At 69.9% G+C, this 25922-nt stretch carries 24 protein-coding genes and 1 riboswitch; of the genes, 10 read left to right on the top strand and 14 right to left on the bottom strand.

The window, feature by feature from the left end; translation table 11 throughout:
* Positions 1-120 precede the first annotated feature (120 nt).
* Complete coding sequence (locus LDQ05_RS08195; protein WP_372461057.1) at positions 121-1356, top strand: Glu/Leu/Phe/Val family dehydrogenase; 1236 nt, start codon at positions 121-123, stop codon at positions 1354-1356.
* A 25-nt stretch (positions 1357-1381) separates the two neighbouring features.
* Here LDQ05_RS08195 and LDQ05_RS08200 read toward each other — a convergent pair whose 3' ends face one another.
* Positions 1382-2521, bottom strand: coding sequence for an Rv0361 family membrane protein (locus LDQ05_RS08200; RefSeq protein WP_226436405.1), 1140 nt, complete (start codon positions 2519-2521; stop codon positions 1382-1384).
* Positions 2522-2611: 90 nt separating this feature from the next.
* Here LDQ05_RS08200 and LDQ05_RS08205 point away from each other — a divergent pair, with 90 nt between their 5' ends.
* Positions 2612-3028, top strand: a complete 417-nt coding sequence (locus LDQ05_RS08205) for a DUF3151 domain-containing protein (RefSeq protein WP_226436406.1) — start codon at positions 2612-2614, stop codon at positions 3026-3028.
* Between the two features lie 110 nt (positions 3029-3138).
* Complete coding sequence (locus LDQ05_RS08210; protein ID WP_372461058.1) at positions 3139-4278, top strand: FUSC family protein; 1140 nt, start codon at positions 3139-3141, stop codon at positions 4276-4278.
* On the opposite strand, the gene LDQ05_RS08215 is transcribed toward LDQ05_RS08210, so the two are convergent.
* Genes LDQ05_RS08215 through LDQ05_RS08230 form a run of 4 tightly spaced genes read right to left on the bottom strand, consistent with a single transcriptional unit; the run spans position 4260 to position 7921 of the window.
* Positions 4260-5021 carry a (2Fe-2S)-binding protein gene (locus tag LDQ05_RS08215; RefSeq protein WP_226436407.1) on the bottom strand — a complete coding sequence of 254 codons (762 nt, stop codon included), beginning with the start codon at positions 5019-5021 and terminating at the stop codon, positions 4260-4262. The two genes, LDQ05_RS08210 and LDQ05_RS08215, sit on opposite strands and share 19 nt — an antisense overlap.
* Positions 5014-5793, bottom strand: coding sequence for an ABC transporter ATP-binding protein (locus tag LDQ05_RS08220; protein WP_226436408.1), 780 nt, complete (start codon positions 5791-5793; stop codon positions 5014-5016). The genes LDQ05_RS08215 and LDQ05_RS08220 overlap by 8 nt, the downstream gene beginning before the upstream one ends.
* Positions 5790-6914, bottom strand: coding sequence for a FecCD family ABC transporter permease (locus tag LDQ05_RS08225; protein WP_226436409.1), 1125 nt, complete (start codon positions 6912-6914; stop codon positions 5790-5792). Before LDQ05_RS08225 ends, LDQ05_RS08220 begins: the two co-directional genes overlap by 4 nt.
* Positions 6911-7921, bottom strand: coding sequence for an ABC transporter substrate-binding protein (locus LDQ05_RS08230; RefSeq protein WP_226436410.1), 1011 nt, complete (start codon positions 7919-7921; stop codon positions 6911-6913). Before LDQ05_RS08230 ends, LDQ05_RS08225 begins: the two co-directional genes overlap by 4 nt.
* 120 nt (positions 7922-8041) lie before the next feature.
* A riboswitch (cobalamin riboswitch) is annotated at positions 8042-8173 on the bottom strand.
* Between the two features lie 84 nt (positions 8174-8257).
* Here LDQ05_RS08230 and LDQ05_RS08235 point away from each other — a divergent pair.
* Positions 8258-9184 carry a cation diffusion facilitator family transporter gene (locus LDQ05_RS08235; RefSeq protein ID WP_226436411.1) on the top strand — a complete coding sequence of 309 codons (927 nt, stop codon included), beginning with the start codon at positions 8258-8260 and terminating at the stop codon, positions 9182-9184.
* A gap of 32 nt (positions 9185-9216) precedes the next feature.
* Here the strand turns inward: LDQ05_RS08235 and LDQ05_RS08240 are convergent, their stop codons facing one another.
* Positions 9217-9753: a histidine phosphatase family protein gene (locus LDQ05_RS08240; protein ID WP_226436412.1), complete on the bottom strand. Its 537-nt coding sequence runs from the start codon at positions 9751-9753 to the stop codon at positions 9217-9219.
* Between the two features lie 223 nt (positions 9754-9976).
* Between LDQ05_RS08240 and LDQ05_RS08245 the strand changes: the two genes are divergently transcribed.
* From LDQ05_RS08245 to LDQ05_RS08260, 4 genes are read left to right on the top strand one after another with little or no spacing between them, the layout of a single operon-like run.
* Complete coding sequence (locus LDQ05_RS08245; protein ID WP_226436413.1) at positions 9977-10171, top strand: CbtB domain-containing protein; 195 nt, start codon at positions 9977-9979, stop codon at positions 10169-10171.
* Positions 10172-10185: 14 nt separating this feature from the next.
* The gene (locus LDQ05_RS08250) at positions 10186-10953 is read left to right on the top strand and encodes a CbtA family protein (protein ID WP_226436414.1); all 768 of its coding nucleotides are present in this window, start codon (positions 10186-10188) and stop codon (positions 10951-10953) included.
* A 1-nt stretch (position 10954) separates the two neighbouring features.
* Positions 10955-12448 (top strand): cobyric acid synthase, encoded by a 1494-nt coding sequence (locus LDQ05_RS08255; protein WP_226436415.1) that lies wholly within the window; start codon positions 10955-10957, stop codon positions 12446-12448.
* Entirely contained in the window at positions 12445-13179 is a 735-nt protein-coding gene (locus LDQ05_RS08260) for a cobalt-precorrin-6A reductase (protein WP_226436416.1), read from the top strand. The genes LDQ05_RS08255 and LDQ05_RS08260 overlap by 4 nt, the downstream gene beginning before the upstream one ends.
* Before the next feature lie 9 nt (positions 13180-13188).
* Here the strand turns inward: LDQ05_RS08260 and abmR are convergent, their stop codons facing one another.
* Complete coding sequence (gene abmR, locus LDQ05_RS08265) at positions 13189-13737, bottom strand: ATP-binding transcription factor AbmR (protein WP_226436417.1); 549 nt, start codon at positions 13735-13737, stop codon at positions 13189-13191.
* Between the two features lie 154 nt (positions 13738-13891).
* Here abmR and LDQ05_RS08270 point away from each other — a divergent pair, with 154 nt between their 5' ends.
* Complete coding sequence (locus tag LDQ05_RS08270) at positions 13892-15256, top strand: lipase family protein (protein ID WP_372461059.1); 1365 nt, start codon at positions 13892-13894, stop codon at positions 15254-15256.
* Between the two features lie 115 nt (positions 15257-15371).
* Positions 15372-16598 (top strand): hypothetical protein, encoded by a 1227-nt coding sequence (locus LDQ05_RS08275; RefSeq protein WP_226436418.1) that lies wholly within the window; start codon positions 15372-15374, stop codon positions 16596-16598.
* A 57-nt stretch (positions 16599-16655) separates the two neighbouring features.
* Here the strand turns inward: LDQ05_RS08275 and LDQ05_RS08280 are convergent, their stop codons facing one another.
* From LDQ05_RS08280 to LDQ05_RS08310, 7 genes are all read right to left on the bottom strand, one after another.
* Positions 16656-18170: a CotH kinase family protein gene (locus LDQ05_RS08280; RefSeq protein ID WP_226436419.1), complete on the bottom strand. Its 1515-nt coding sequence runs from the start codon at positions 18168-18170 to the stop codon at positions 16656-16658.
* The gene (locus LDQ05_RS08285; RefSeq protein ID WP_226436420.1) at positions 18170-18847 is read right to left on the bottom strand and encodes a DUF4956 domain-containing protein; all 678 of its coding nucleotides are present in this window, start codon (positions 18845-18847) and stop codon (positions 18170-18172) included. The genes LDQ05_RS08280 and LDQ05_RS08285 overlap by 1 nt, the downstream gene beginning before the upstream one ends.
* 69 nt (positions 18848-18916) lie before the next feature.
* A complete protein-coding gene (locus tag LDQ05_RS08290; RefSeq protein WP_226436421.1) occupies positions 18917-19834 on the bottom strand; it encodes a polyphosphate polymerase domain-containing protein in 918 nt (305 codons plus the stop codon).
* A 154-nt stretch (positions 19835-19988) separates the two neighbouring features.
* On the bottom strand, positions 19989-20942 hold the full coding sequence (locus tag LDQ05_RS08295) for a cobalamin biosynthesis protein (protein ID WP_287217322.1): 954 nt from the start codon (positions 20940-20942) through the stop codon (positions 19989-19991).
* Positions 20939-23308 (bottom strand): bifunctional hydrogenobyrinic acid a,c-diamide synthase/histidinol phosphate aminotransferase CobBC, encoded by a 2370-nt coding sequence (gene cobBC / locus LDQ05_RS08300; RefSeq protein WP_308013173.1) that lies wholly within the window; start codon positions 23306-23308, stop codon positions 20939-20941. The genes LDQ05_RS08295 and cobBC overlap by 4 nt, the downstream gene beginning before the upstream one ends.
* A 10-nt stretch (positions 23309-23318) precedes the next feature.
* A complete protein-coding gene (cobO, locus tag LDQ05_RS08305) occupies positions 23319-23933 on the bottom strand; it encodes a cob(I)yrinic acid a,c-diamide adenosyltransferase (RefSeq protein WP_226436424.1) in 615 nt (204 codons plus the stop codon).
* Complete coding sequence (locus LDQ05_RS08310) at positions 23933-25888, bottom strand: VWA domain-containing protein (protein WP_226436425.1); 1956 nt, start codon at positions 25886-25888, stop codon at positions 23933-23935. Before LDQ05_RS08310 ends, cobO begins: the two co-directional genes overlap by 1 nt.
* Between the last annotated feature and the right edge of the window lie 34 nt (positions 25889-25922).

Genomic DNA, 25922 nt, shown 5'->3' on the forward strand with positions numbered 1-25922 from the left:
ACCGACCGTCCACGGATGGTGAACGGATCCGTCCACGAAATGTCGCTGGACGGCCGCCCGCGCACGACCCCATCCTGGTGTCACGGACCGAGCACACGCCCTGACGTCGGGAGGCACGCAGTGACCATCGTCGAGCATCCCCTGGAGCGGCCGGAAGAGTCCGCGTTCACCCCGGTGACCCCCTTCGTCGAGGGTGCACCGCGACGCCGCGAACCGACCATGCGGATCGAATGGAACGATCCGGTCACCGGTGCCCGCGGATACCTCGTGATCGACACCCTCGTCGCCGGACTCGCCACCGGCGGTACGCGAATGCGCAAGGGCTGCACCCTCGGTGAGGTGGAGGATCTCGCAGCCGGCATGTCGAACAAGACCGCCGTGTTCGATCTTCCCGTCGGCGGCGCCAAGGGCGGCATCGACTTCGACCCGAAGGATCCGCGCTCCACCGGTGTGTTGACCCGGTTCTGCGAGGCGATGCGGCCGTTCCTCGACCATCACTGGGTGACCGCCGAGGATCTCGGGGTGCCGCAGCATCTGCTCGACGACGTGTTCGACGCGCTCGGACTGCAACAGTCGTATCACGCCGCGATCGCACGCTCCGCCGACCCGGAACGGACCGCCGCCCGCATCAGGGCCGGGCTGGCGGTGCGTGCCCGCGGCGGATCGCTCGGCGACGTCATCGGAGGATACGGCGTGGCGCAGGCGTGCCTGGCCGCCGTCGACCGCCGGGGCCGCGGCCACGCCGGGACGACCGTCGCGGTGCAGGGGGTGGGCACGATGGGCGGGGGCGCCGCGTGGTACCTGCACGATGCCGGGCTGCGGATCGTGGCCGTCGCCGATGCCGTGGGAACACTGTTCGACCCGGCGGGACTGGACATCCCCGCGTTGCTGGACACCCGCGACGTCTACGGAGAGATCGACCGGTCACGTGTCCCTCGCCACGTGCAGCAGTTGCCGCGCGAGGTGGTCCTCGGACTCCCCGTCGACGTGCTCGTCCCGGCGGCCGTGTCGTATGCGATCACGAGCCGGAACTGCGCCGACGTCCACGCCGGGCTCGTCGTCGAGGCAGCGAACTCGGCGACCACCCCCGACGCGGAACTCGACCTCACCGCCCGCGGAATCACGGTGATCCCCGATTTCATCGCCAACGCGGGGGCCGTGGCCTGGGCATGGTGGTTGCTCCTCGGGTACGTCGGTGAACGCGCCGACGATTCGTTCGAGCGGCTCCGCAAGGAGATGCACACGAAGGTCGACGAGTTGCTCGCCGGATGGGACCCGTCGTGCGGGCCGCTGCGCCGGCGGGCCGTCGCCACGATCCACGAGGTGCGTGTGTCGCGGGACATCCACATTCCGTGACGGCTCGGGTGTTCCCGGTCGGGGATCAGTCGTTGCACACCCGCCACACCTCGTCCTCACGGGTGAGGTCGAAGGTGCGGGCCGTCTCGTCGCCCGGATCGGCGGCGGTGTGCGCGGTGACCTCCACGATCGCCGTGTCGTCGGTGATCTGGACCTTGTCGATGCTCGTCACGACCGGCACGGATCCCTGCTCCACCGCCAACCGGTGGATGCTGCGGAACTCGTCGGGGTCGACCGTCTCGTAGAACTCGGCGAGCGAACCGCACGTCGTGCTGCTCAGCCGGTCGAGGTCGCCGCTCGTCAGGGCATCGACGAACGCGTCGACGCTGTTGCGGACCGCGGCCTCCGGAGAATTCGCCGCCCGGAACTGCACCACGAGGAACACTGCGACGACCGCGACCACGACGACGGCGACCCCCGCGATCAGTGCCCGGCGGGAGCTGCCCCGGTTCTCGGCCGGGGGGATCCGGGTCGGTGTCGGTGCCGGTGAGAACGGTGCAGGTTCCGGTTGCGGGGGTTCGGGGACGCGCGGTGCGATGCGCTGCGGTGGTGCTTTGGGGGAGTGCGCCGTCACCGGGATCTGCACCGTCGGTGCCTCCGACCCGGAGGACGGGCCGGCGGGGTCGTCGGCGGTGGGCTTACTCAACTTCGGCATCGCCACCGTCGCGGCTTCGGATGGTTCCGTGCCTGCCGGTTCGGGCGCTGCCGGTTCGGGGCCTGCCGGTTCGGGCGCTGCTGCGGGTGCGGTGTCGGCGGGTGTGTCGGGGTCGTCGGCGCGACCCGTACCGGAGGTCTCCTCGACCGTAGGGGAGTCCGCACCGGCGGTGGGCTGCTCATCGGGACCGGAGGTGGGCTGCTCATCGGGACCGGCATCGGCCGATTCGCCGTCGTGCTCCGCATCCGCTGCGGCGGGCGGGGTGTCCTGCGCGGCGGCGGGAGCGTTCCCGGTGTCGGCTTCGGTGTCGGCTGCGGTGTCGTCGCCGGATCCGTCGTCGGAAGCATCGGGACCGGTGGAGGCGTCGGGTGTCTCGGCGGGATCGGCGGGATCGGCGGGATCGGCGGCGTCGGTGTCCGGTGCGGGCCCGGTCGACGACGTCTCCTCGACCGGCGGTTCGGGCGTGCTCGACGACTCCTCGATCGGTTCTTCGTTCTTCCGGTCCGACACGCGGTGCACCCCGTTCGACGTTCTGTCCCTGTGATTGCTGTTCCTCGGGGAGCCTATCGACCGATGCACCCCGACGGGCACAATGACCCCATGACGTCTTTCGGTGATCTCCTCGGACCCCAGCCCACATTGTTGCCCGGTGACGACGAGGCGGAGTCGGCACTGCTCGATCGCGAGGATCCCGCGGCGGTGGCCGCGGCGCATCCCACCGCGTCGATCGCGTGGGCGTATCTCGCGGAGGCCGCGTTCGAGAGCGGCGAGACCATCGCCGCCTACGCGTACGCCCGCACCGGCTACCACCGTGGTCTCGACCAGTTGCGTCGCAACGGCTGGAAGGGATTCGGTCCCGTTCCCTACAGCCACGAACCGAACCGCGGGTTCCTGCGGTGCGTCGCGGTGCTCGCGCAGGCCGCGAAGACGATCGGTGAGAACGATGAGCACGCCCGCTGCCTCGACCTGCTCGAGGACTGCGATCCGCGCGCGGCCGAAGCACTCGGAGTCGAATAGCCTCGGTGTCCGCCAAGTCTGATCCGCCGAAGCACGCGTCGCCGAAGCATGAGTCGTCGAGCGGGGCTGCGTCCACGAGGACCGTCGGGTGGCGCGGACGGACCCTCGGGGTGCACCGGAGGGTCGGTCCCGCGGCAGCGGTGTTCCGGGGCCGGGTGACGGGATCGGCGGCGCGTCTGCGTTCGTCGGCGCTGCCGATCCTGCAGTGCGCGATCGCGGCGGGAGTCGCGTGGTGGGTCGCGACGAGCGTCATCGGCCACTCCCAGGCGTTCTTCGCGCCGATCGCGGCCGTGGTGTCGCTGGGGTTGTCGTTGGGAGCGCGGCTGCGCCGGTCGATCGAACTGGTCTGCGGCGTGGCCATCGGGATCGGCGTCGGCGACCTGCTGGTCTCGCAGATCGGCAGCGGGCCGTGGCAGATCGCGCTCGTGGTGGCGATGGCCATGGGCACCGCGGTGATGCTCAACAGCGGGCCGATCTTCTCGATGCAGGCGGGTAACTCGGCGGTGCTCGTGGCGACGCTGCTGCCGCCGGGTGGCAGCGGCGGCATCGAGCGGATGGTCGACGCGCTCGTCGGCGGACTCGTGGGTATCGCGGTCGTCGCGCTGATTCCCACCCATCCCGTCCGCCGCGCCCGCAAGAACGCCGCGGACATCCTGTCCACCGCGGCATCGGTGCTGCGCGATGTCGAGTCCGGTCTGGTGGAGAACACGCCGGCACCGATCGTCGACGCGTTGAAGACCGCCCGCGCCACCCAGCCGGCGATCGATGCGATGCGGTCGAATCTGAAGGGCGGCCACGAGATCAGCCGGTTGTCGCCGCTGTACTGGAACAGCCGCAATCGGCTCGCCCGGCTCACGGCGGCGGCCGATCCCCTCGACAATGCGATGCGCAACATCCGGGTGCTCTCCCGCCGCTCCCTGACGGTGGTGCGGGACGACGAGATCCTCGACCCGAGGATCGTGGCCGTCATCGCGGATGTCGCCGACGCACTCGATGTTCTGCACGACATGGCGATGGCCGAGCCCGGGGAACATCCCGATCAGGCGGACGCGGCGCGGGTGCTGCGCACCGTCGCGAAGAAACTGAAACCGGATCTCGTCGAGGGGGCCGGTGTGTCGGCGACGGTGGTGTTCGCGCAACTCCGGTCGTTGCTCGTCGACCTGATGCAGGTGGCGGGGCTGCGCCGGATCTCGGCGATCGCCTTGCTGCCGCCGACCGTCGAACGGCCCGCCTACCCGCCGCAGGAGTGAGCGCCGACGACCCGCTCGAGCAGCCGCGCATGCCGTTCGGTGGGCGTGCGTCGGGGGCAGGTGCTGCACTTGTCGCCGCCCGTCGCGGTGTAGATCAGGCAGCACGAACACCTCCGGACGAATCGTTCGCCGCGACCCGCCCCCTCGATGTCGACGTATCGCGGTGTCGGCATCGGCGCGACGGTCACGGATTCCGCGAGTGCGCACCCGTCACCGATCCGGCCGAGCGCGCGGCCGGCGGTGAGGGCGCGACCGGCGATCGAGTCCGCGGCGATCGCCCACAGCGCGCGGGGCGCGGCACCCGACACCGCGGCCAACGCCGAGATCATCGCGTCGTGCGCAGCGACGAGAGCCGTCGAATAGTCGCCCATCCGGAGCAGCCGTGGCGACCGCACCGCGGCGAGGTAGCCGTTCTCGCGCAGCGCACACCGCAACTGTGTGAGATCGGGGTCGGGAGCGAGGCCGTCGGTCAGGAGCATCGCCAACGGTGCGGCAACCAGGGTGGAACTCGCCGAATACCACCACAGTGTGCCGTTGACCCGGGCGTCGTCGCAGCCCCAGCGTCGTCCGGTGTCGGCGACCCGATCGGCGAGCCATTCGGGATCCGTCAGCAGCAGCCCGGGGAATTCGTCGTGGCCGGTGAGGTCCGTGGTGTGGGCGAACTCGCCGAGCGCTGCGGTGACGCGCCGGTAGGCGGCCCCGGTGTGTTCTTCTCGGGGGACTTCCGTGGAGCGCTCAGTCATCGACGAGCCCGATCAGGTCGAGTACGCGTCGGCCGTCGACGGCGCGCAGTTCTCCCCGGACCCCGAAGACGTCGCCGAGCAGCTCCGGGGTGAGTACGTCCTCGGGTACGCCGACGTCGACGATCGAACCGTCCCGCAGCACGGCCATGCGGTCGCAGTACTCCGCAGCCAGGCGCATGTCGTGCAGTGTCACGAGCACCGCGAGACCGTCGGCGGCGAGTTCGCGCAGCACACCCAGAACACCGAGTTGGTGGCGGAGGTCGAGATGGTTCGTCGGTTCGTCGAGAAGCAGCACGTCGGGTTCCTGGGCGAGGGCCCGCGCGATCGACACCCGTTGCCGCTCTCCACCGGACAGGGCCGCGACGTCCCGGTCTGCGTGGTCGGTGAGCGCGACCCGGGCCAGCACGGAGCGGACCACGGCATCGTCCTCGGGACGGAACGGCTCGAGCCATCCGCGTTGGACGGACCTGCCGAGCCGCACGGATTCGCGCACCGTCACCCCGCCGTGCACCGTGGGTTCCTGCGTACTGACACCGATCGTGCGCGCCACGTCCCGGCGGCGCATCGTGTGGACGGCGGTGTCGTCGAGCAGAATCGCGCCGCCGCTGACCGACAGCGCCCGATAGCAGGTGCGCAGCAGGGTGGTCTTGCCGCTTCCGTTGGGACCGACGAGTGCGAGCACTTCACCGGGCGCGACGTCGAGGTCGACGCCGTGCAGTACCGTCCGTTCGCCGAGGCGGGTCTCGACTGCGGATGCGCGTAGCCGGGTCATGCGGCTGCCCTCCGGTAGCGACGCCACAGCATGGCGATGAAGATCGGCCCGCCCACGAGTCCGGTGACGACCCCGATGGGTAGTTCGGTGGTGCCGCTGACCGAGCGGGCGATGATGTCGGCGAGGACGAGGGCGAGTGCGCCGAGGAGCGCCGCCGTGGGGATCAGTCGTGCCGCGTTCCGGCCCACGAGGAAGACCGCGAGATGCGGCACGAGCAGTCCGACGAATCCGATCGTGCCCGACACCGCGACGGCTGCGGACGCGAGCAGCGAGACCGCCAGGAGAATCAGGACGCGGAAACGCGGCACGTTCATCCCGAGCGCGGTCGCACCGTCGTCGCCGGTGAGCAGCAGGTCGAGTTGTCGGCCGCACAGCACCACGACCGCCCCCACCACGACGAGGACGACGGTGGGGGCGATCAGCGACAGCCAGGTGGCGTCGCCGAACCCGCCCGCGAGCCACTGCATGACGGTCCCGAGTTGGTGGACGTCGCCGAGCACGAGCAGGACGAAGGTGATCGCCGAGGAGAACACCATCGACAGTGCGACACCGACCAGCACGATCGCGGTGACCGAATGTGCACGCAAGGTGACCACGACGGTCGCCGCCAACGGGATGAGGGCGCCGGCGAACGCGGCGAGCGGGAGGGTGAAGATCCCGGCCACTCCCGCACCGAAACCCAGGACCGTCAGGGTGGCGACACCGAAACCCGCCCCCGACGACACCCCCAGCAGGTAGGGGTCGGCGAGCGGATTGCGGGTCACCGCCTGCGCCACCGCGCCCGCGATGGCGAGTGACGCACCGACCACGGCGGCGGTCAGCGCGCGGGGGAGCCGTGATTCGAAGACGATCGCGTCCCGGGTGTCGCTCCACCAGGGCTCCCCGAGCAGGGATCCGAACACGGTGGGGGAGAGCCGGTGACCGACGATCGCCCACACGTCACCGAACGGGATGGTGATCGTGCCGAGTGACACGGCGACGACGACGGTGAGCGCCAGTGTCACCGAGAGCGCGGTGACCACCGACCACAGGGAGCGCCTGCGGGGTGGGGGTGGCGTCCCGGTGGGTGGCGGCGCGACGCGCGCGGGGGTCCGTGCGGGGGTTTCGGTCAGGGTGCTCATGCGTCGAAGACGTCGGGGTGCAGGCCGCGGGCGATGGTTTCGACGGAGGTGACCATGCGGGAGCTCTCGAAGAAGTCGTCGAGCGGGACCACGATGAATCGATCGTTCTGCACGGCGGGGGTGGTCATCATGATGGGCTGGTTCTTCAGGAACGCGATCTTGTCGTCTGCGCTGGTGGCTCCGTAGTCGAGCACGACGATCGCCTCGGGCTGCCGCTCGCCGATCACTTCCCAACTCGCCTTCGGGTAGGGCTTCTCACCGTCGGAGGTGATGTTCTCGGCACCGGCGTAGTCGCTGATGAGCTGACCGCTGCCGACGCCGCCGACCGACATGGCTTCCGCTTCGCCGGAGTCGTAGAAGAAGGTGCGGACGGGATCGACCCCGGCGGCATCGAGCCGGTCACGGACGGCGTCGAGGCCGGTGGTGATGCGCTCGGTGAGCGCCGCAGCACCTGCTTCCACGCCGAGGAGCGCGCCGAGTTGCGTGAAGTCGTTCTCGAGCAGGCCGATGTCGGGGAATCCTTCGCCGCAGTACTCGGAGAACAGGAAGGTGCCGATTCCGGCGGCTTCGAGGCTGTCGCGGCCGAGGCCGTTCTTGTCGTCGAAGGCGCTGCGCATGCCGCCGACGACCAGGTCGGGTTCGAGGTCGAGTACCTGCTCGGACGTCGGGTACTCCTCGGCCAGCGCCGGGATCGCGGCGAACTGCGCGGCCGTCTCCGGCAGCGGGTCGTCCTGCTTGCCGTACCCCATGCCGACGATGCGGTCGCCCGCGCCCATCTGGATGAGGGTTTCGGTGACGTGGTCGTTCATCGAGACGATCCGTTGCGGGGGTGCGTCGAACGTGGCGGTGCGGTCGCAGTTGGTGACGGTCACCGGTTCCGCGAACGCTACCGCCTCGGCGGTGTCGGCGGTGCCGGTGCCGCGTGAGCAACCCGTCACCAGTACTCCCGCGACGGCGAGGACGGTGACGACGGTGGACGTGGAGCGTGCTGGACGGACGGGGAGCATGGGACCTCGTGCTCTGCTGGGGTGGGCTGCGGCCGGACTCCACCACGACAGCGCGCCGCCCGGATCGCGGGTGCACGAACTGCCTTGCCGGACCCCGTTTCGCAGACCACGGCGATTGTCGGAGTCGCGGACACCCACGCAGGTATTCGGGCTCACTGTCGATTTCGACAGTCCACCGTTGCGGGTCAGCGCCGGATTTCGACCGGACTTCCCCTGCTGTGGGCGTCAGCAACGCTGGCGTCATTATGCACAGGTGTCCGGGGGCGCCCACGGAGGGACGTAGCCGTTGAACATATGCGCATCTATGCATACGATGGCCGCGGCGGAAGGAGCAACATGGGGGCCGGTCACGGACACTCGCACGGGGTAGGCGGCGGTCACGACGCTGCCGGGCCGTCGAACACCACCATCCGGAGGATGGCGATCTCGCTGGGCATCCTCGGCGTATTCCTCGTCCTCGAGGCGGTCGTCGGCCTGTGGATCGGATCGTTGGCGCTGCTCGCCGACGCCGGCCACATGCTCACCGATGTCGTCGGTGTCTCGATGGGGATGGTCGCGCTCCTCCTGGCGCGCAGGGGCAGCACCGCGGCCGCCCGCACGTTCGGGTGGCACCGCGCCGAGGTGCTCACCGCCATGGGCAACGCCGTGCTGCTGCTCGGAGTCGCCGCGTGGGTCATGTACGAGGCGATCGGGCGCATCGGCGACACCCCCGAACTGCCCGGCCTGCCCATGATCCTCACCGCGCTCGCGGGACTGCTCGCCAACCTCGTCGTGATGCTGATGCTCCGCACGGACGCCAAGGGCAGCCTCGCCGTGCGCGGCGCCTACATGGAGGTGCTCGCCGACGCCGTCGGATCCGTCGGCGTGCTCGTCGCAGGATCCCTCGTCCTCGTCTTCGGCTGGAGCTTCGCCGACGTCGTCGTCGGTGTCCTGATCTCCCTGTGGGTGGTGCCGCGCGCAGTACGCCTCGCCGCGGAGTCCCTGCGCATCCTCACCCAGGCCTCCCCGGCCCACCTCGACGTCGACGCGGTCCGCGGTGACCTGCAGGCCCTGCCCGGTGTCGCGAGCGTCCACGACCTGCACGTGTGGACCCTCACCACCGGAATGGACGTCGCCACCGTCCACCTCGTCAGTGACCACGACGCGCAGTGGGTGCTCGAATCGGCCCGCACGACGCTCGCCGCGCACGGACTCGACCACGCGACCGTCCAGGTGGAGTCGACCGTCGACGGGCAGCAGTGCGCCCGCGACGTGACCTGGTGACCGGGACGTCTCGACCGTCCCGCGGCGCGGTGTCAGCCGAGGCGCAGCGTCCAGCGTTCGCCGCGACCGTGCAACCGGGTCACGCTCACCGGCCGCACGTCGATCCGCCAGAACGCGGATGCCGGCGCCGACAGCGTGTGTACGAGCGCGGCCCGGATCACGGCGGGATGCGTGATCGCACCCACCCGTTCGTCCGGATCGCCGAGATCCGCCAGCCACGCACCGACCCGCGCGATCAGGCCGGTGAGCGACTCACCACCGTGCGGTGCCGCATCCGGATCGGAGAGCCATCGTGCGAGTTCCGACTCGGGGACGTCGTCCATCGGAAGGCCGCGCCACACACCGTGGTCGAGGTCCCGGAGACGCTCGTCGACGACCGCGGTGACGCCCCACGCTGCTGCGGTGCCGACCGCGCGGCGCTCCGGGGCGCTGAGCATCCGATCGACGACGGGAGGCTCGACGCGGATCGTCTCCCGCAGTCCCCGATCGGCGAGGCGTTCGTCGTCCGGGAACCGCACGTGACGCTGCGCGTCGGTGGAGGCGTGGGCGATGAGGAACAGTCGGGGCACACACGCATTCTCGCGTGCTCACCCGCACGATCGCCGCTTGACAGGAGAAGACCGCCGGTGGAATTGTTCCTCGGTACGCATGTGCCGAGGTGCAGGTAATCCGGTGGGACACCGGAGCGGTCGCGCCACTGTGACAGGGGATCCCCGGATCGTCCTGGAGCCAGAAAACTCCCGCGGCGCGTGTCCTTTCACGATGGGACGCGTAATCCCAGGAGGTTTCGTTATGGCCGTGGTCCACACCCCGGATGACTCGCTCGGCACCGCGGCGCTCGCCGCGGCCCTCGCCGCGGTGATCGTGCTGGCGATGCTCGTGCTCTACCTGGTCGGTTTCGATCAGGGAGCCGTGTCGCGCACCGGCATGTTCATGCACGAGCTCATGCACGACGGCCGGCATCTGCTCGGCCTTCCGTGCCACTGAGAGCGGGCCGATCGATGCCTGGAACATTCGTTCAACTGTTGTTGCGTGGTCTGCTCGCGGGCCTGCTCGCGGGTCTGCTCGCCGGTGCGGTCGCCTTCGTCGTCGGCGAACCGCACGTCGACTCGGCGATCGCGCTGGAGGAGGCCGCCGCGGACGCGCACTCGCACGATGCGGGTGCGGCGGCCGAGGACGCGGAGGCAGGGCACAGTCACGGCGACGACGCGGAGGTGAGCCGCACCGGCCAGAAGGCCGGACTGTTCCTCGCCACCGCCCTCGCCGGAACGGCGCTCGGTGCGCTGTACGCGTCGGTGTTGCACTTCGCGCGCCGCCACACCGACCTGCCCGGCTGGAAACTCGCCCTCACCGGTGCCGGACTGGCGTGGCTCGCGATCGCGGCCGTGCCGTTCGTCAAGTACCCCGCGAACCCGCCCGCCGTCGGTGACCCCGACACCATCGACGAACGCACGCTGCTGTGGCTGGCCGCGGTCGTCCTCGGTCTCGTCGCGGTCGCGGTGGCGGTCGCGGTGGCGAAGGCCGTCGCGACGCAGGAACTGCACACTGTCCGGATCATTGCCCCGGTCGTCGCGTTCCTCGTCGTCGTGGGCCTCGGGTACCTGGTGCTCCCGACCATCGACGAGGTCGGTGAGGACTTCCCGGCGTCGCTGCTGTGGCAGTTCCGCGTCGCCTCCGTGTCGGTGCAACTCACCCTGTGGGCGGCGTTGGGCTTCGCCTTCGCGTTCCTCACCGAACGGTCGTCCCGCCGCGTCTCCGTCCCGGCCTGACGTGGGGCGGGGCCTGCTCGTCGCCGGAACGACCTCGGACGCGGGAAAGTCCGTGGTCGTCACCGGACTGTGCCGGGCCCTGGCTCGCCGCGGACTGACCGTCGCGCCGTTCAAGGCGCAGAACATGTCGAACAACTCGATGGTCGCGGTCGATCCCGGCACCGGCGACGGTGTCGAGATCGGCCGCGCCCAGTGGGTGCAGGCCGTCGCGGCGCGCGCCGAACCGGAGTCGGCCATGAACCCGGTGCTGCTCAAACCCGGAAGCGACCGGCGCAGTCACGTCGTGGTGCGCGGGCGTCCGGCCGGGACCCTCGAGGCCGGCGAGTTCGCCGGGGGGCGCCGTCATCTCGCGGAGGCCGCGTTCGCGGCGTTCGACGACCTGCGTGGCCGCGTCGACGTGGTGGTGTGCGAGGGGGCGGGTAGCGCCGCCGAGATCAACCTGCGTGCACACGACTACGTCAACATGGGCCTCGCGCAGCATGGTTCGTTGCCCACGATCCTCGTCGGCGACATCGACCGCGGTGGCGTCTTCGCCTCGATGTTCGGGACGGTGGCGCTCCTCGACGCCGCCGACCAGGCCCTGGTCCGCGGATTCGTGATCAACAAGTTCCGCGGCGACGTCGGCTTGCTGCGGCCCGGGCTCGACTCGCTGCACGACCTGACCGGCCGCCCCGTCCTCGGGGTGGTGCCGTGGTTGCGCGACATGTGGCTCGACTCCGAGGATTCCCTCGCACTGACGTCTCGGCCTGCCCACGACGGGGAGGGTGCGCTCACGATCGCCGTCGTCATGTTGCCGCGCGTCAGCAACTTCACCGACGTCGATGCACTGTGCCTCGAACCGGATGTGCGGGTGCGCTTCGTCGACGATCCACGCGCGCTCGCGGACACCGATGTGATCGTCGTACCCGGCACCCGCGCGACGCTGGCCGACCTCGCCTGGCTGCGGTCGCGGGGTCTGGACGCCGCGATCGTCGAGCACGCCCGCCGCGGGGGCGTCGTGCTGGGGATCTGTGGCGGATTCCAGATGCTCGGCGGTGAGATCCGCGACCCGCACGGTGTCGAGGGTGAGGCCGGGGCCTCCGCCCGCGGCCTCGGTCTGCTCGACGTGCGCACCGAATTCGGTTCCGCGAAAGTGCTGCGGCTCCCGGTCGGCGACGCACTGGGGGTGCCCGCGTCGGGGTACGAGATCCACCACGGCCGAATCGACCGTCTCGGCGGCGACGAATTCCTCGGTGGTGCCCGCGCCGGTGCCGTGTTCGGCACGATGTGGCACGGCAGCCTCGAAGGTGATGCGCTCCGCGGTGCGTGGCTGCGCGAGGTCGCCTCGCTCCGTGGCCGCGAGATCGTCACGGGCACGGTGAGTTTCCCCGCCGCCCGTGAAGCGCGCATCGATGTGCTGGCCGACGCGATCGACGAGCATCTCGACGTCGACGCCATCCTGGCGATGCTCGGCGACCTCCCCGCGCCGCCCACCCTCACGGCGGCGCTGTCGTGACCGTGCTGATCCTCGGCGGCACCGGCGAAGCGCGAGCCCTCGCGCGTGAGCTCGCTTCCGCCGGAACGGTGTTCCTGTCGTCTCTGGCGGGGCGCGTGCGCAATCCGGCGCTGCCGGTGGGGGAGGTGCGGATCGGCGGATTCGGTGGTGCCGACGGACTCGCGCGGTTCCTGCGTGAACACCGGATCGTCGCGGTCGTCGACGCCACCCATCCCTTCGCTGCCGGCATCAGCACCAACGCCGCTGCCGCGTGCACCGCGACGGGGACACCGCTGCTGCGGCTGCAACGTCCCGGATGGTCCGATCCGTCGGGGCGGTGGACGTGGGTGGACGATCACGACGATGCCGCCGCCGCCGCATCGTCCGGTGGCCGCATCTTCCTCAGCACGGGTCGGCAGACGCTGCAGCGGTTCGTCGGCCCACTCGCCGACCTGCAGGTGCTCGTGCGCGTCGTCGATCCGCTCGGGTACGAACCCCCCGCAGGGTGGACGGTGCTGTGTGCGCGCGGCCCCTACACCCTCGACGGTGAGCGGGAACTCCTGCGCGACAACGCTGTCGACACGCTCGTCACCAAGGATTCCGGTGGCGAGCTCACCCGAGCCAAACTCGATGCCGCCGCCGAACTCGGGATCCGGGTGATCGTCGTGCGACGGCCCGCCGCCCCCCTCGGTGTCCGGACGGTCGACTCGGTCGACGACGCGGTGGGCTGGGTCCTCACGCAGGCGGAATGACGGAGTCCGTCACAACTCCGGACCCCGGGCCCGCAGATCGTCGACCTTCCTCATCGCCTCCCGCAGCTCGGTGAGCCACTCGTCGGCGTGCCGGCCGGCCAACCGCACGGTCCACTTGAGCGCATCGGCCCGCGATCGCGCGACCCCCGCGTCGACGAGGGTGTCGAGCACCTTGCGTTCCGGTTGCCGGAGCCTGGTCATCACCGGCACCGACAGGTGGGTGAACAGCACGTGCCGGTCGCCGAGTGTCACCGCCCACGCCACCTTGCGGCCGTAGCGGGCCTCGGCTTCGTCGGCGATGCGCATGCGTTCGGGTCGGGTGGATTCGCGGAACCGGGCGATGCGACCGTCGGCTGCGGCACCGGAATCGTCGTCGGGCGCGGGTAGTTCGCCGGTGACGACGATCTCCTCGCGGTCGACCTCGACCGTGGCGGCTCCCGTGAACCAGTCGTCGGGTAGGCGTCCGGCGAACCACTCGGCTGCGTCGCTCGCGTCGGGGACGTCGGCCTGCTGCCAGCCGCCCGGACGTCCCGGTCCGAAATGGTGTGGATGTCGCATGATCGTCCCTCCTCGGGAGTGCGACGTGCGAAATTGCACTGATTACAGTGTTGCACATTCGGGTGACCGGCGTCAGCGGACGGGACGTTTGTCCGTGACGCGCCGTCTCGGCTACCGTGTCCGCAATCACAGGCGCGACGGAGAGGACATCCGGGTGCGAGGTAGATCTGGACGACTCGTCCTTCCCCGCGTCGTGGCCGCGGTGTCGGCGTCGGCACTCGTGGTGCTGGGATGCGCGGCGACCGCGATCGCCCAACCGGTGGGTGACGCCCCGGTCGACACGCCCGCACCCGACGAGGTCTTCAACGGATACGTCCTCGGCACGTTCGAGGACGCCACGATCGCCACACCGCAGGAGATCATCGACGGTGCGACCGGCCATGACCCGTTCTACGACGAACCACCGCTGCACGGCGACGAGGCACCCGGCACGCTGCTGAAGGCGAAACCGTTCGACGTACTGTTCACCGTGGTGAAACCGGGCAACGTATCCGCCTGGAAGATCATGTACGTCACGGAGAACCTCGACGGCAGCCCCGACATCGGCACCGGCGTGGTCATGATTCCCGACGACGGCCGCGACAACGCCACCCGCCCGATCGTCGCCTATCAGGAAGCCAACGACAGCGTCGGAGCGCGCTGCCACCCGTCGTCGCAGTGGTCCGGCGGTGCCGTCGGTGACGCCTCCGCGTGGTCGGCGCTCGGTCCGCTCGCCCTCATGTGGGGGCAGGGCCTCGCCACCGTCATCTCCGACGTCGGCAACGACGCCGACCCCGCGCCGCACGGCGTGTTCGCCGGAAAATACGCTGCGAAGACGCTGCTCGACGGTGTCCGCGCGGCCTTCGCCGTCGACGACGCCGGACTGAGCCGCGACGCTCCCGTCGGCGTCTTCGGGATCGCGGGCGGTGGCGTCGGAGGCGCGTTCGCTGCCGAACTGCAACCGACGTACGCACCGGAGATCGATCTGAGGGCCACCGTCCTCGAGGGCATGGTCGTCGACCAACGCAACTTCATCCGCTTCGCCGGTGGCGGAATCGGATCCGGATTCGTGTTCGCGACGCTGCTCGGTCTCGAGCCCCAGTATCCGGAGATGCGGCTCGACGAGAAGTTCAACCCCGCCGGCAAGGCCCTGGCCGACGTGTGGCGGACACAGTGTCAGAACTCCTACTTCTTCACGCCGTTCCTGCCGCTCGAGGCGATGTTCACCTCGGGTGAGAACCCAGCCGACATCGCCGACTTCCAGCACGTCTACGACGACAACCGACTCGGCGTGGGTGACGCACCGCGATCGCGGATCCTGATCACCTCGTGCGGCGCCGACGACTCGTTCATGTCGGTGGTGCCCGCGCAGGACTCGCGTGACCTCGCCGACCGTTACCGCGCAATGGGCACCGACGTCGTCTACCGGCCGTCCGACTGCAGCATGTCGGTGTTCTTCACGAATCTCTACCGGTGGGGCACCGATCTGTTCGGCATGCAGACCGTCGACTGGCTCGCCACCGAACTCTCCCGGCCCTGACCCCGACCCTGCTCCGGAGCACCCCGGGGCACCATCCGGCCGCGCGCCGTCCCGGCATGCGCCCGTCCCGAATGAGGCACCTCCCATGAGTCCACTCTGCAGTCTCGTCAGGCGCATGATCGCTGTCGCGGTCCCCGTGGTGACGGTGGCATCGATCGTGTCGGCTCCCACCGCATCCGCGGACAGCGTCGCGCCGTACCTGAACCTGCCGTTGACCAATCGGTTCGCGACCGAAGGACCGGGCGGAGTCGACGCGTCGCTACCGACCGACCCGGATCTGCTCGGAGCGCTCGTCGACCGGGCCCGCGCGTCCGGCGTCCCACCCACGTCCTATGCGGCGCTGCTCGCGCAGTATCGGCTGGCGCAGGCAACGACCGAGGCCGGCATCGACCTCGCGGCGTGGGACCCGCACACCACCCTCGCCGTGGGCCGCGACAATCTGATCCGGTCGTACCGGTACTACGAGGACTTCCAGCTGTCGCACCGCGAACTGCAGTGGGCCGGTATGGGCGGGCAGGTCGGAGCGGACTTCGGCGGCGGACTCGCCGATTTCGAGCTCGCCACCGACATCTACGATCTGCCGGGGCTCGAAACGGCCGCCCGTTCGGTCGTGGGGGCCGTCGAGTCCGCGTTCGGTCCGGCCGCGGTCGAGCAACTGCCCGAGGGCCTGCGCGAACTCGCCGATCACGGTGCCGACATCACGGTCGACGACCTGCGGTGGTACATCCGGCAGGTCCTCGTGATGCAGAAGGCGATCTTCTCCGACCTGATGCCGATGCACTACATGTATGTGCACGAAGGTCTCCCGGCGATCGAGGAGTTCCGGGACGTGGGTCTGATCGGCGACGACATCGTCGCGGCGTGGCACGACATCGCGTCCGGGGATCCCGACCGGATCGCCGCGGGCAACGCGGTGTTGTTGCACCGCGAGCAGTACACGGTCGTGGGCGACCTGTGGGATGCCGTGCGCGGCTACGGCGACGGCATCGGCAAGGCCCTCACCTACGCCACGACCGTCGCCGGATCGCCCTCGATCGCGGGAGTGCCGCCGCTGCGCAACCACGATCCGATCCGGATCACCGGTACCCTCGCCGACGGCCGCGTCGCCACCCTCACGACCCCGCTGCCGGCGTGGGACTGGTCGGTGTTCGAGGCGCGCTGGGAGTACATCACGGCGTGGCTGCTGCCGAAGTATCGCGACGCCGTCGAGAACGACTGGCCCACACTCGAAGCGCAACTGCGGGTGCCCTACGAGGTGCAGTTCGAATCGCACCGCCCGCTCAACAACATCCCGAGGATCCTCACCGACGCGGCAGCCGCGCTCGTTCTGACGATCGAATGAGCGCCGGACGACCCGGGCGTCCCGGATGCGCGGCCGAGCGCCGCCGTCGCGGAGCCGTCATGGCCGTTCGGCGGCAAGGGCGTCGGTGCGCTGCAGGATCCACGTGCGCATCGACTCGGCGCTCTGGTGCAGCGTCTCGGCGGTGAGGCCGTCGCTCACCGGAACCGATGCGACGACGTCGTCGAGCACGTCGAGTGCCCGTCCGCTGCCGTAGATCTGCTCGTACAGATCCCAGTACGCACTCTCGTACAGTTCGGTGAACGCCGTCGATGCGAGGAATCGGGTCTTCAGTGAGTTGCCCGCACCGAATCCGCCGCGCCCCGCACCTGCGCCACCTGCACCTCCGCTCATCGAAACGGAGTCGTGGGGTCCGGCATCGGTGCTGCCCTGCATGGCCAGGTTCAGATCCCACGACACCACCGACAGCTTCTTCGTCTCCGTGTCGTACCAGAGGTAGTAGTTCTGTCCCGGTCCCGCCATGTCGTCCGTGTTCACCAGAAGATTCTGGGTCGCCACATATCTCGCGAACGACTCGACGTCGACGCGGTCTGCGAGATGGGCGTCGAATTCCTCGTCGCTCGCCGAATCCAGCCACTTCAGGAAACCGATGATCGGTTGTACGTCGCCTGTTCCTTCGGCGTTGATCTGCTTGAACTGGCCGGTGTAGTCGGCCTGATCGTCGCCGACGTAGACGAAGCTCGACGAGGCATCGGCCTTGTACAGGTAGCCGTCGGAGTCGAACAGCGAATCCGCGTACCCGTCGTCCGGATGCTCGAGCAGCAGCCGCGTCGTGGTCGCGCTGCCGTTCACCGAATACGTCGAGTACGTGTAGCGCTGGGACGGCTGGCCGGTGTCGGCCGTCAGGGACAGTGCCGTGGCCTCGTTGAGCACCGGAGTGCCGGGACGCACCGAGATCTCGGTCATGCCTTGGTAGGCACGACCTTCGATGTTCTCGTCGAAGCTGATCAGCAGGGGGAGGGAGGTCGGATCGTCCGCCGACAGTGACGTCGTGCCGCCGGGACCGCCCATTCCCTCGGGACCGCGCCCGACCTGTCCCGCCATCGCCTCCGGGCCGAACTCGTCGGGTGGAGCGAATCCCTCGGGCGGCTCGAATCCTTCGGGCGGTTCCATTCCTTCCGGAGGGCCGAGGCCTTGGTCGTCACCGGTCGCCCGCAGACCCCTGAGCGTCGAATTGCCCTTCAGTCGAACCGCCGCGTCGGTGATCACGGTCCCGTCGATGGTGACCGTCGCGTTCACCCACTTCTTCTCGCCGTCGTCCTGGTACGCCACGATCATGTCGTCGTACTCGACGTCGCTGATCTCGACGGATACCTCGTGCTCGACCGACATGTCGAACAGATCCACGGTGCCGGCGATGTTCTCGGTGATCTCCGAGGCGATGACGGTGGCGTCGCCGGTGATGTAGGGGCGGACCCGGACGGTGCCGAACGCTGCCGCCATGATCACCACGAACGCGACGAGTACGGCCGGAACCTTCCAGTGCTGACGCAGCGACGTCGGGATGCGGTGCCGCAGCGGGCGTCGCGGTGGAGCGGTCGTGTCGTCGCTCATCAGATGTCCGTCTGGTCGTACCCGGTGAGAACGGTGACGCGCTGGCCGGAGTTCACCCCGCTGAGAGCATCGATCAGATCGCTGCTGTCCTTGCCTTTGCGCAATCGAGCCGTGTAGTACAACTCGTTGAGTGCACCCGAGCGCACGGATTCGGTGGACACCAGCTCGAACTCGCTGCAGTACCGGATCAGCACGTCCTGGACCATCGCGGTGTAGCCGGGTTCCGGCGGAACCTGCACCTTCACGACCTGGCGCTGCACGTCCAGCTTGAACCAGTCGAACTTGTTCATCAGCACGAGCACGAGGCAGATCGCGACGGTCGCGGCGATCGCCAGCAGGTAGAAGCGGGTGCCTGTCGTCATGCCGACGGCCATCACCAGGAAGATGAAGCCGACGTCACGGGTCTCCTTGATGGCGTTGCGGAATCGCACCACCGACAGAGCGCCGACGAGCGCGAACGCGCGAGCGATGTTCGACCCGACGACGAGCATGATCAGCGCGATGACCATCCCCACCATCACGAGGGTCTGGACGTAGGACTGGCTGTAGGACACGTTCTTGTGGGTGTAGCGGTAGACCCAGCCGATGACGGCCGAGAGCACGAACGACAACACCAGCGACACGATGACGTCGAGGGTCGTGAACGTTCCGCTGAGGTCTTGCAGGTCGAAGTTCATCGAAATGATCCTGTGATCGGTGTGTGAGGACGACACGGCGGTGCGCACACGCGCGTCACCGCCGCGATGTCAGTGGACGGGCAGGGCCCGGAAGGCGTCGGTCGGTGTCTCGGGTCTTCCGTCGGGAAGAACGGTTTCGGGTGCGCCGAAACGGGATCGGGGAGCGAGCCCGAACGCCTCCACCGACCGGCAGTACTTCGACACCCGGATCACCGACATGTCGAGGCGCGCCGCGAGATCGGTTGCCCAGTACGGGACGCGTTCATTGGCCTTGATCTCGACGACGGCGAGTTTCGGGGGGATCGTGAACCGGTTCTCGGCGTCCGCCCCGAAACGGAAGTCACGGTCGCGACCGTGGATCCGGTGATCGATCGTCACCCGCAGACCGAGGTCGGCGTCGGTGCCGACGAATGCCTCACGCAGATAGCCCGTGGTCACGACCGGCCGCAGGTCGAGGTTGCCGACGAGGGTGGTGACCTCGTCGACGAATGCCCGCTGCGACGGATCGCACGTGATCGGCTGCCGGTCGTCGAGCCACCGTCGAGCCTCCCCGTAGGGAAGCGCGATGCGCCGCTTCTGGGTGACGCGGTTGACGCGCTGCTTGATCTCGACGTGCACGGACGACTCGTCGGTGCACTCGTCCGGGGCGCCGTACAGGCGCATCCGGACCTTGCGCCGGAACTTCAGTCCCTCGATCTTCTCCCAGTAGAAACGCAGATCGGGGGTGTCGTAGTAGAGCGAGGCGACCGGGTAGCCGCCGTGCGGGGAGAACGGGTCGTTCTCCATCCGCGCGGTCAACTCCTCGCGGAGCTCGGGCACCTGCAGTTCGTCCACGAGGTACTTGATCTCGTAGCGGTTGAACGCGTGCAACCTGCTCGCCGTCTGCTGGTAGCCGGTCGGGCGGGTCGGAACATCCTCCGGGACATCGCTTCGCGGCCCCGATGCCGCGCCGCGCGTTCCCGCGCGGAATCGGTCGAACACACCCATGATCCACCTCGTCGTCTGCCGTGCACTGCGTGAACGAAGCAAGTACATGCGGTGACGCTCGAGGGGACGTGCGAGCGCCCTGGCAGTTCCCTGTGAGCAGGGTATCCGCGCAGGTCGACCCCATCCCCGGGCCCGGCCGAGCCCGCCGCCCGCGCTACGGGTACAACCGAAGTGGACGACGAGAACCGCAGCGGGAACGTCGGACAGCGATGGCGGTGAGTGCGGCGACGACGAGGGCGCCGGTTCCGACACGCGACGCCAACGTGGCGGTGGGGTCGATGTCGGCGGGGGTGGGCGAGGGCCCGTAACCGAGCGTACCGCGATCCTCGACGACACCGTGGTAGACGTTCACCCCGCCGAGCCGGACACCCAGGGCACCCGCGAACGCGGATTCCACCGGGCCGGCGTTGGGGCTCGGGTGCTTGTGCGCATCCCGCCGCCACGCGCGCAGTGCGGCGCGCGGACGCGGACCCAGACCGGCGGCGAGCAGCGCGGTGAGCCGGGCCGGCACCAGGTTGAGCACGTCGTCGAACCGTGCCGAGGCCCAGCCGAACCGTTCGAGCCTCGGGGTGCGGTGCCCGACCCGCGCATCCAGGGTGTTGGCGGCCCGGTATCCGAGCAGTCCCGCCGGGCCGAGCAGTGCCCCCCACACCAGCGGCGCGACCACCGCGTCGGAGGTGTTCTCCGCGACGGACTCGATGGTGGCGCGGGCGATTCCGTCACCGTCGAGCATCGACGGATCCCGGCCGACCAGATGGGTCACCTGGTTGCGCGCGGCGTCGAGGTCGCCGCGCCGCAGTTGCGCGTCGATCGTGCGGGCCTCCCGTTCGAGGGAACGACCGCCCAGCACCGTCCACGTCGCGACAGCGGTCACTGTCGTGTCGAGCAGCGGTCGCGACCGGCACGCGCGTTCGGTGAGAAACCCCGCGCCTGCCGCTGAACCGACGAGCACCGTCGTGAACACGACACCGGCGCCGCGGTTGTCGGCGTACAGCCCCTTCTCGGCGGCGCGGGCGAGCCGCCCGAATCCGCTCACCGGATGCCACCGCCGGGGATCACCGAACACCCGATCGGCGACGTAACCCAGGATCAGTCCGGCCGCTCTCACCGCACCGCCTTCCACGCGTCGACGAGGGCCCGGGTCGTCGCGGCATCGCGCACCGCGACACGGACCCACGTGGGTCCGAGTCCGGGGAAGGTATCGCCGCGCCGTACCGCGAATCCCTTCGAACGCAGTGCTTCCCGAGTGACAGGCCCGGCGTCGACGAGGACGAACGGTGCGGCCGGCACACCCGAGACCCGTACGTCGATCCCGGCCAGGGCGTCGACGAGGGCGGCACGGTCGGCGGTGAGCGCGACGGCGATGCGCTCCGCCTCCGCGACCGCCTCCGGGGTGGAGCACGCGATCATCGCGGCTGCCGCAGGCGTCGACACGGACCACGGCGGCTGTTGCGCCGCGAGGTCGACGAGGACGTCGCGGTCGCCGACGACGTAACCGGCGCGCAGTCCCGGAATCGCCCAGGTCTTCGTCAGCGACCGAGTCACGATCAGGCCGGGAAGGCGCTCGTGCGTGAGTGTTTCCGATTCTTCCGGTACCGCGTCCATGAACGCCTCGTCGACCACCACGACGCGGCCGGGACGGGTCAGTCGCCGTAGTGTCTCCGCGGGGTGCAGCACGGACGTCGGGTTGGTGGGATTGCCGACGACCACGAGGTCCGCGTCGTCGGGTACCGCCGCGGGATCGAGCGTGAACCCGTCGTCGGCGTTCAGGACCACGCGGTGCACCCGATGGCCCGCAGCGAGCAACGCGGCCTCCGGTTCGGTGAACTGCGGATGCACGACGACGGGGCGGCGCCACGGCCGGGCCCGGGCGATCAACGTGAACGCCTCCGCACCCCCGGCGGTGGGGAGGACCTCGTCGTCGTCGCGACCGTGGCGGTGCGCGAGCGCGGTGCGCGCGGCACCCGGATCCGGGTAGCGGTCGAGGATGTCGAGGGAGACGCGCAGGGCGTCGTCCAGCCAGCGAGGTCGTGGTCGCCGCGACACGTTGACGGCGAGGTCGACGAGATCGTCGCCGATCTCGCGGTCGCCGTGGTGGTGCAGGTCCGGTTCGGGAGCGCGGACCGCGAAGGTGGGTGCGGCGACGGGTGCCGCGGCGCGGGCAGCGGCGACGAAACGTTCCGCGAGGTGCGGGTGCCCGGCCCAGTGCACGTGCAGATACGACGCGTGCACGGTCGCGGTGGCGGCGCCGTCGGGTCGACCGTCGAGCAGCCAACCCGGCTGCTCGGCCGGATCGACGACGGTGCGGTGGAATTCGTGTCCCGTCACGCGTGTTCCGGTCGGACCGAGCAGCCCGTCCGACGGTGCGATGCCGGTGCGGTATCCGAGGGTGAGTCTCGGGCTCATCCGTGCGGAGCGGTCCAGCGCGCCGACCATCTCGGCGCCGTCGACGTCGCGGCACAGGTACAGCAGGCCGGCGCATTCCGCGACGGTCGGCACACCCGCCGCGATCGCCGTCCGCAGTTGCGAACGCAACGGTACGTTCGCCGACAGGTCCGCGGCGTGCACCTCCGGGAATCCGCCACCGAGGTAGATGCCGGCGGTGCCGTCGGGCAGCTTCTCGTCGCGTAGCGGATCGAACGTCACGGTGCGGCACCCGGCGGCGCGCAGCATCTCCTCGGTTTCGGTGTAGCGGAAGGTGAATGCGCGCCCGCCCGCGAGCGCGATCACCGGTCCGTCCTCGCCTTCGGCGGGCGGACGCCACGGTTGTCCGGCGAGATCGGGTGCACCCCGGGCGATCCGGACGATCTCGTCGAGATCGACGTGCGCCGTGATCTGCGAGGCGAGCCGGTCGAGTTGCGCCGCGGCCTCGGCGCGTTCCTCGGCCGGCACCAGACCCAGATGTCGTGACGGTGCACTGATGCCGTCGTCGCGGTGCAGCACGCCGAGCACCGGGATGCCCGTCGGTTGCAGCGCGGCGATCACTTCGTCCGAATGCCGCGAAGACCCGGCCTTGTTGAGGATCACCCCGGCGATGCGGGTGCCGCGATCGTACGAGGCCATACCGTGCACGACCGCTGCGACCGACCGCGACGCGTGCGAGACGTCGACGACCAGGATCACCGGTGCGCCGAGCAGCGACGCGACGTGCGCGGTGGAGGCGTAGCCGTCGGTGCCGAGCATTCCGTCGTACAGGCCCATCACACCCTCGACGACGGCGATGTCGGCGCCGGCCGCACCGTGGTGGAGCAGTGGGGCGACGAGATCGTCGCCGACGAGGAACGGGTCGAGGTTGCGTCCGGGACGGCCGGTCGCGAGCGCGTGGTAGCCGGGATCGATGTAGTCGGGGCCGATCTTGTGCCCCGACACGGTGCGGCCCGTGCGTCGCAGTGCCGCCATCAGCCCGGTCGCGACGGTCGTCTTGCCGTGCCCGGAGGCGGGTGCGGCGACGACGATGCGGGGGAGGGTCACCACGTGCCGCTCACTACCATTCGATGCCCTTCTGGCCCTTCTGCCCCGCATCCATCGGATGCTTGACCTTCGTCATCTCGGTCACCAGGTCGGCCACCTCGATGAGCTTCGGGTGCGCGCGTCGGCCGGTGATCATCACGTGCTGGTGCCCGGGACGGGACACGAGGGTGTCGACGACCTCGTCGATGTCGACCCACCCCCATCGGATCGGATACGTGAACTCGTCCAGCACGTACAGGCCGTGCTGTTCGGCGGCGAGTCGGCGCTGGATCTCACGCCACCCGGCGAGCGCGTCCGCGGCATGGTCCTCGTCGCTTCCCTCCTTGCGGGACCACGACCAGCCCGAACCCATCTTGTGCCATTCGATCGGCCCGCCGTCGCCGCGCTCGTCGTGCAACGCGCCGAGGGTCTCGAACGCGGTCTGCTCACCGAGACGCCACTTCGCGGACTTCACGAACTGGAACACCGCGACCGACCAGCCCTGGTTCCAGCCGCGGAGCGCGAGACCGAACGCTGCCGTCGACTTGCCCTTGCCGTCGCCGGTGTTGACCATCAGCAGCGGGCGATTGCGACGCTGGCGGGTGGTCAGCCCGTCGTTCGGCACCACAGCGGGTTGTCCCTTCGGCATCAGGCTGCTCTCCTTCGGACGATTCCGGTGAGGGCGTCGGCGTCGACCTCACCCACTTCCACGTGTTCGGCGCCGAGCCGGTCGGCGAGCCGCGCGGCCAGCCCCATCCGGAACCTGCCGGTCTCCGAATCGACCACCACCGACGCGACACCGGAGGCGGCGATCCGGTCGGCTGCCGTGAGCGACCGGGCCACCGCGTCGTCACCGGAGGTGGCGCGACCGTCGGTGACGACGACGAGCAGCGCCCGCCGGTCCGGCTCGCGCCGCCGGTGGCGTTCGAGGACTTCGGCGGCCTCGACCAGACCCTCGGCGAGGGGAGTGCGTCCGCCGGCGGGGAGTTGCCGGAGTCGAGTGGCGGCAAGATCGACCGAATTCGTCGGCGGCAGAACGAGAGTCGCGTTGTCGCCGCGGAACGTGACGAGCCCGACGGTGTCGCGGCGACGGTACGCGTCGAGCAGCAGCGACAGGATCGCCGTCTTGACCTGGGTCATGCGTTTCTTCGCGGCCATCGACCCGGACGCGTCGACGCACAGCAGCACGAGATTCGCCTCGCGTCCTTCGATCACCTTCCGCCGCACCTCCCACCCGTGCGCGTTTGTGGTAGCTCCAGCTACCACAAACGCGCACCGCTGGAGGGCGGTGGCGCGGATCGTCGCGGGCAGGTGGATGGGGCCGCCCTCGCTCCCGTCACCGCGATCGGCGCGATCCCCGACGGTGCGCCCGATCGTGGTGGTGGCCTTCGACCGTCTGCCGGCCACACCGCGACCGGTACGGTCGACGGCGAACAGCTTCGCGCGGAACGGCTCGGCGGGTGCATCCACAGTGGTTCCGCTCCCGGCAGCATCGCCGGGGTTCCGCCCGCCGCGCGGCGGCTCGGCGCCGTCGGACGGATCGGGGGAGCCTCCCCCGTCGCCGTCCGGATCGTCATCCGGGTCGGGTTCGTCGGTCGGCGGTGGGCTCAGCAACTCGTCGAGCAGATCGTCGTCGTTGTCGTGGCTGTCGAACGGATTGCGCCGACGCCGGTGCGGCAACGCCAGTTTCGCCGCGACCGCGACGTCCTCCCGGGTCACCTCGTCACGCCCCTCCCATGCCGCGTGTGCGACCGCGGTCTTCGCGGTCACCAGATCGGCGCGCATCCCGTCGACGTCGAACGCCGCGCACACCTCGGCGATCGCGAGCAGCGCATCGTCGCCGAGCGTCACCGACGCCACCCGCCGACGAGCGAGCGCGATGCGCTGCGACAGCGCATCCTCGGCATCGGCCCACCGCGCGGCGAAACCCTCGGGATCGGCATCGAAGGCGAGGCGCCGCCGCACGATCTCGACGCGCACCTGCGGGTCGCGGGGTGCAGCGACGTCCACGGCCAGGCCGAACCGGTCGAGCAACTGCGGGCGCAACTCACCCTCCTCGGGGTTCATCGTCCCCACCAGCACGAACTGCGCCGCGTGGCTCACCGACACCCCGTCCCGTTCGACGGTGGAACGGCCCATCGCGGCCGCGTCGAGAAGCAGGTCGACGAGATGGTCGTGCAGCAGATTGACCTCGTCGACGTACAGCACACCGCGATGCGCGAGCGCGAGAAGCCCCGGCTCGTATTCGGCGGTGCGGGCCGACAGGGCCTTGCCGAGGTGCAGGGACCCGGTCACCCGGTCCTCACTCGCCCCGACCGGCAACTCCACGAGACGCGCCGCACGCACGTGCGATTGCGCGTCGGCGGGGTGCGGACCGTCGGGGCATCGAGGGTCGGGGGAGGTGGGATCGCACGCGAACCGGCACCCTTCGACCTCATCGACCTGCGGCAACAGCGCCGCCTGGGCGCGCACCATCGTCGATTTCGCGGTGCCCTTCTCGCCGCGCACCAGCACCCCGCCGATCGAGGGCGACACCGCACACAACGTCAACGCCAGCGCCAGGTCGTCGGAGCCGACGACGGCGCTGAACGGAAACACGACCACTTCCAGACCTCCACAGGCTCCCGCTGGGACGTAC

Origin of the sequence: Rhodococcus yananensis, from assembly GCF_020515525.1 — a bacterium.
Lineage (GTDB): Bacteria > Actinomycetota > Actinomycetes > Mycobacteriales > Mycobacteriaceae > Rhodococcus > Rhodococcus yananensis.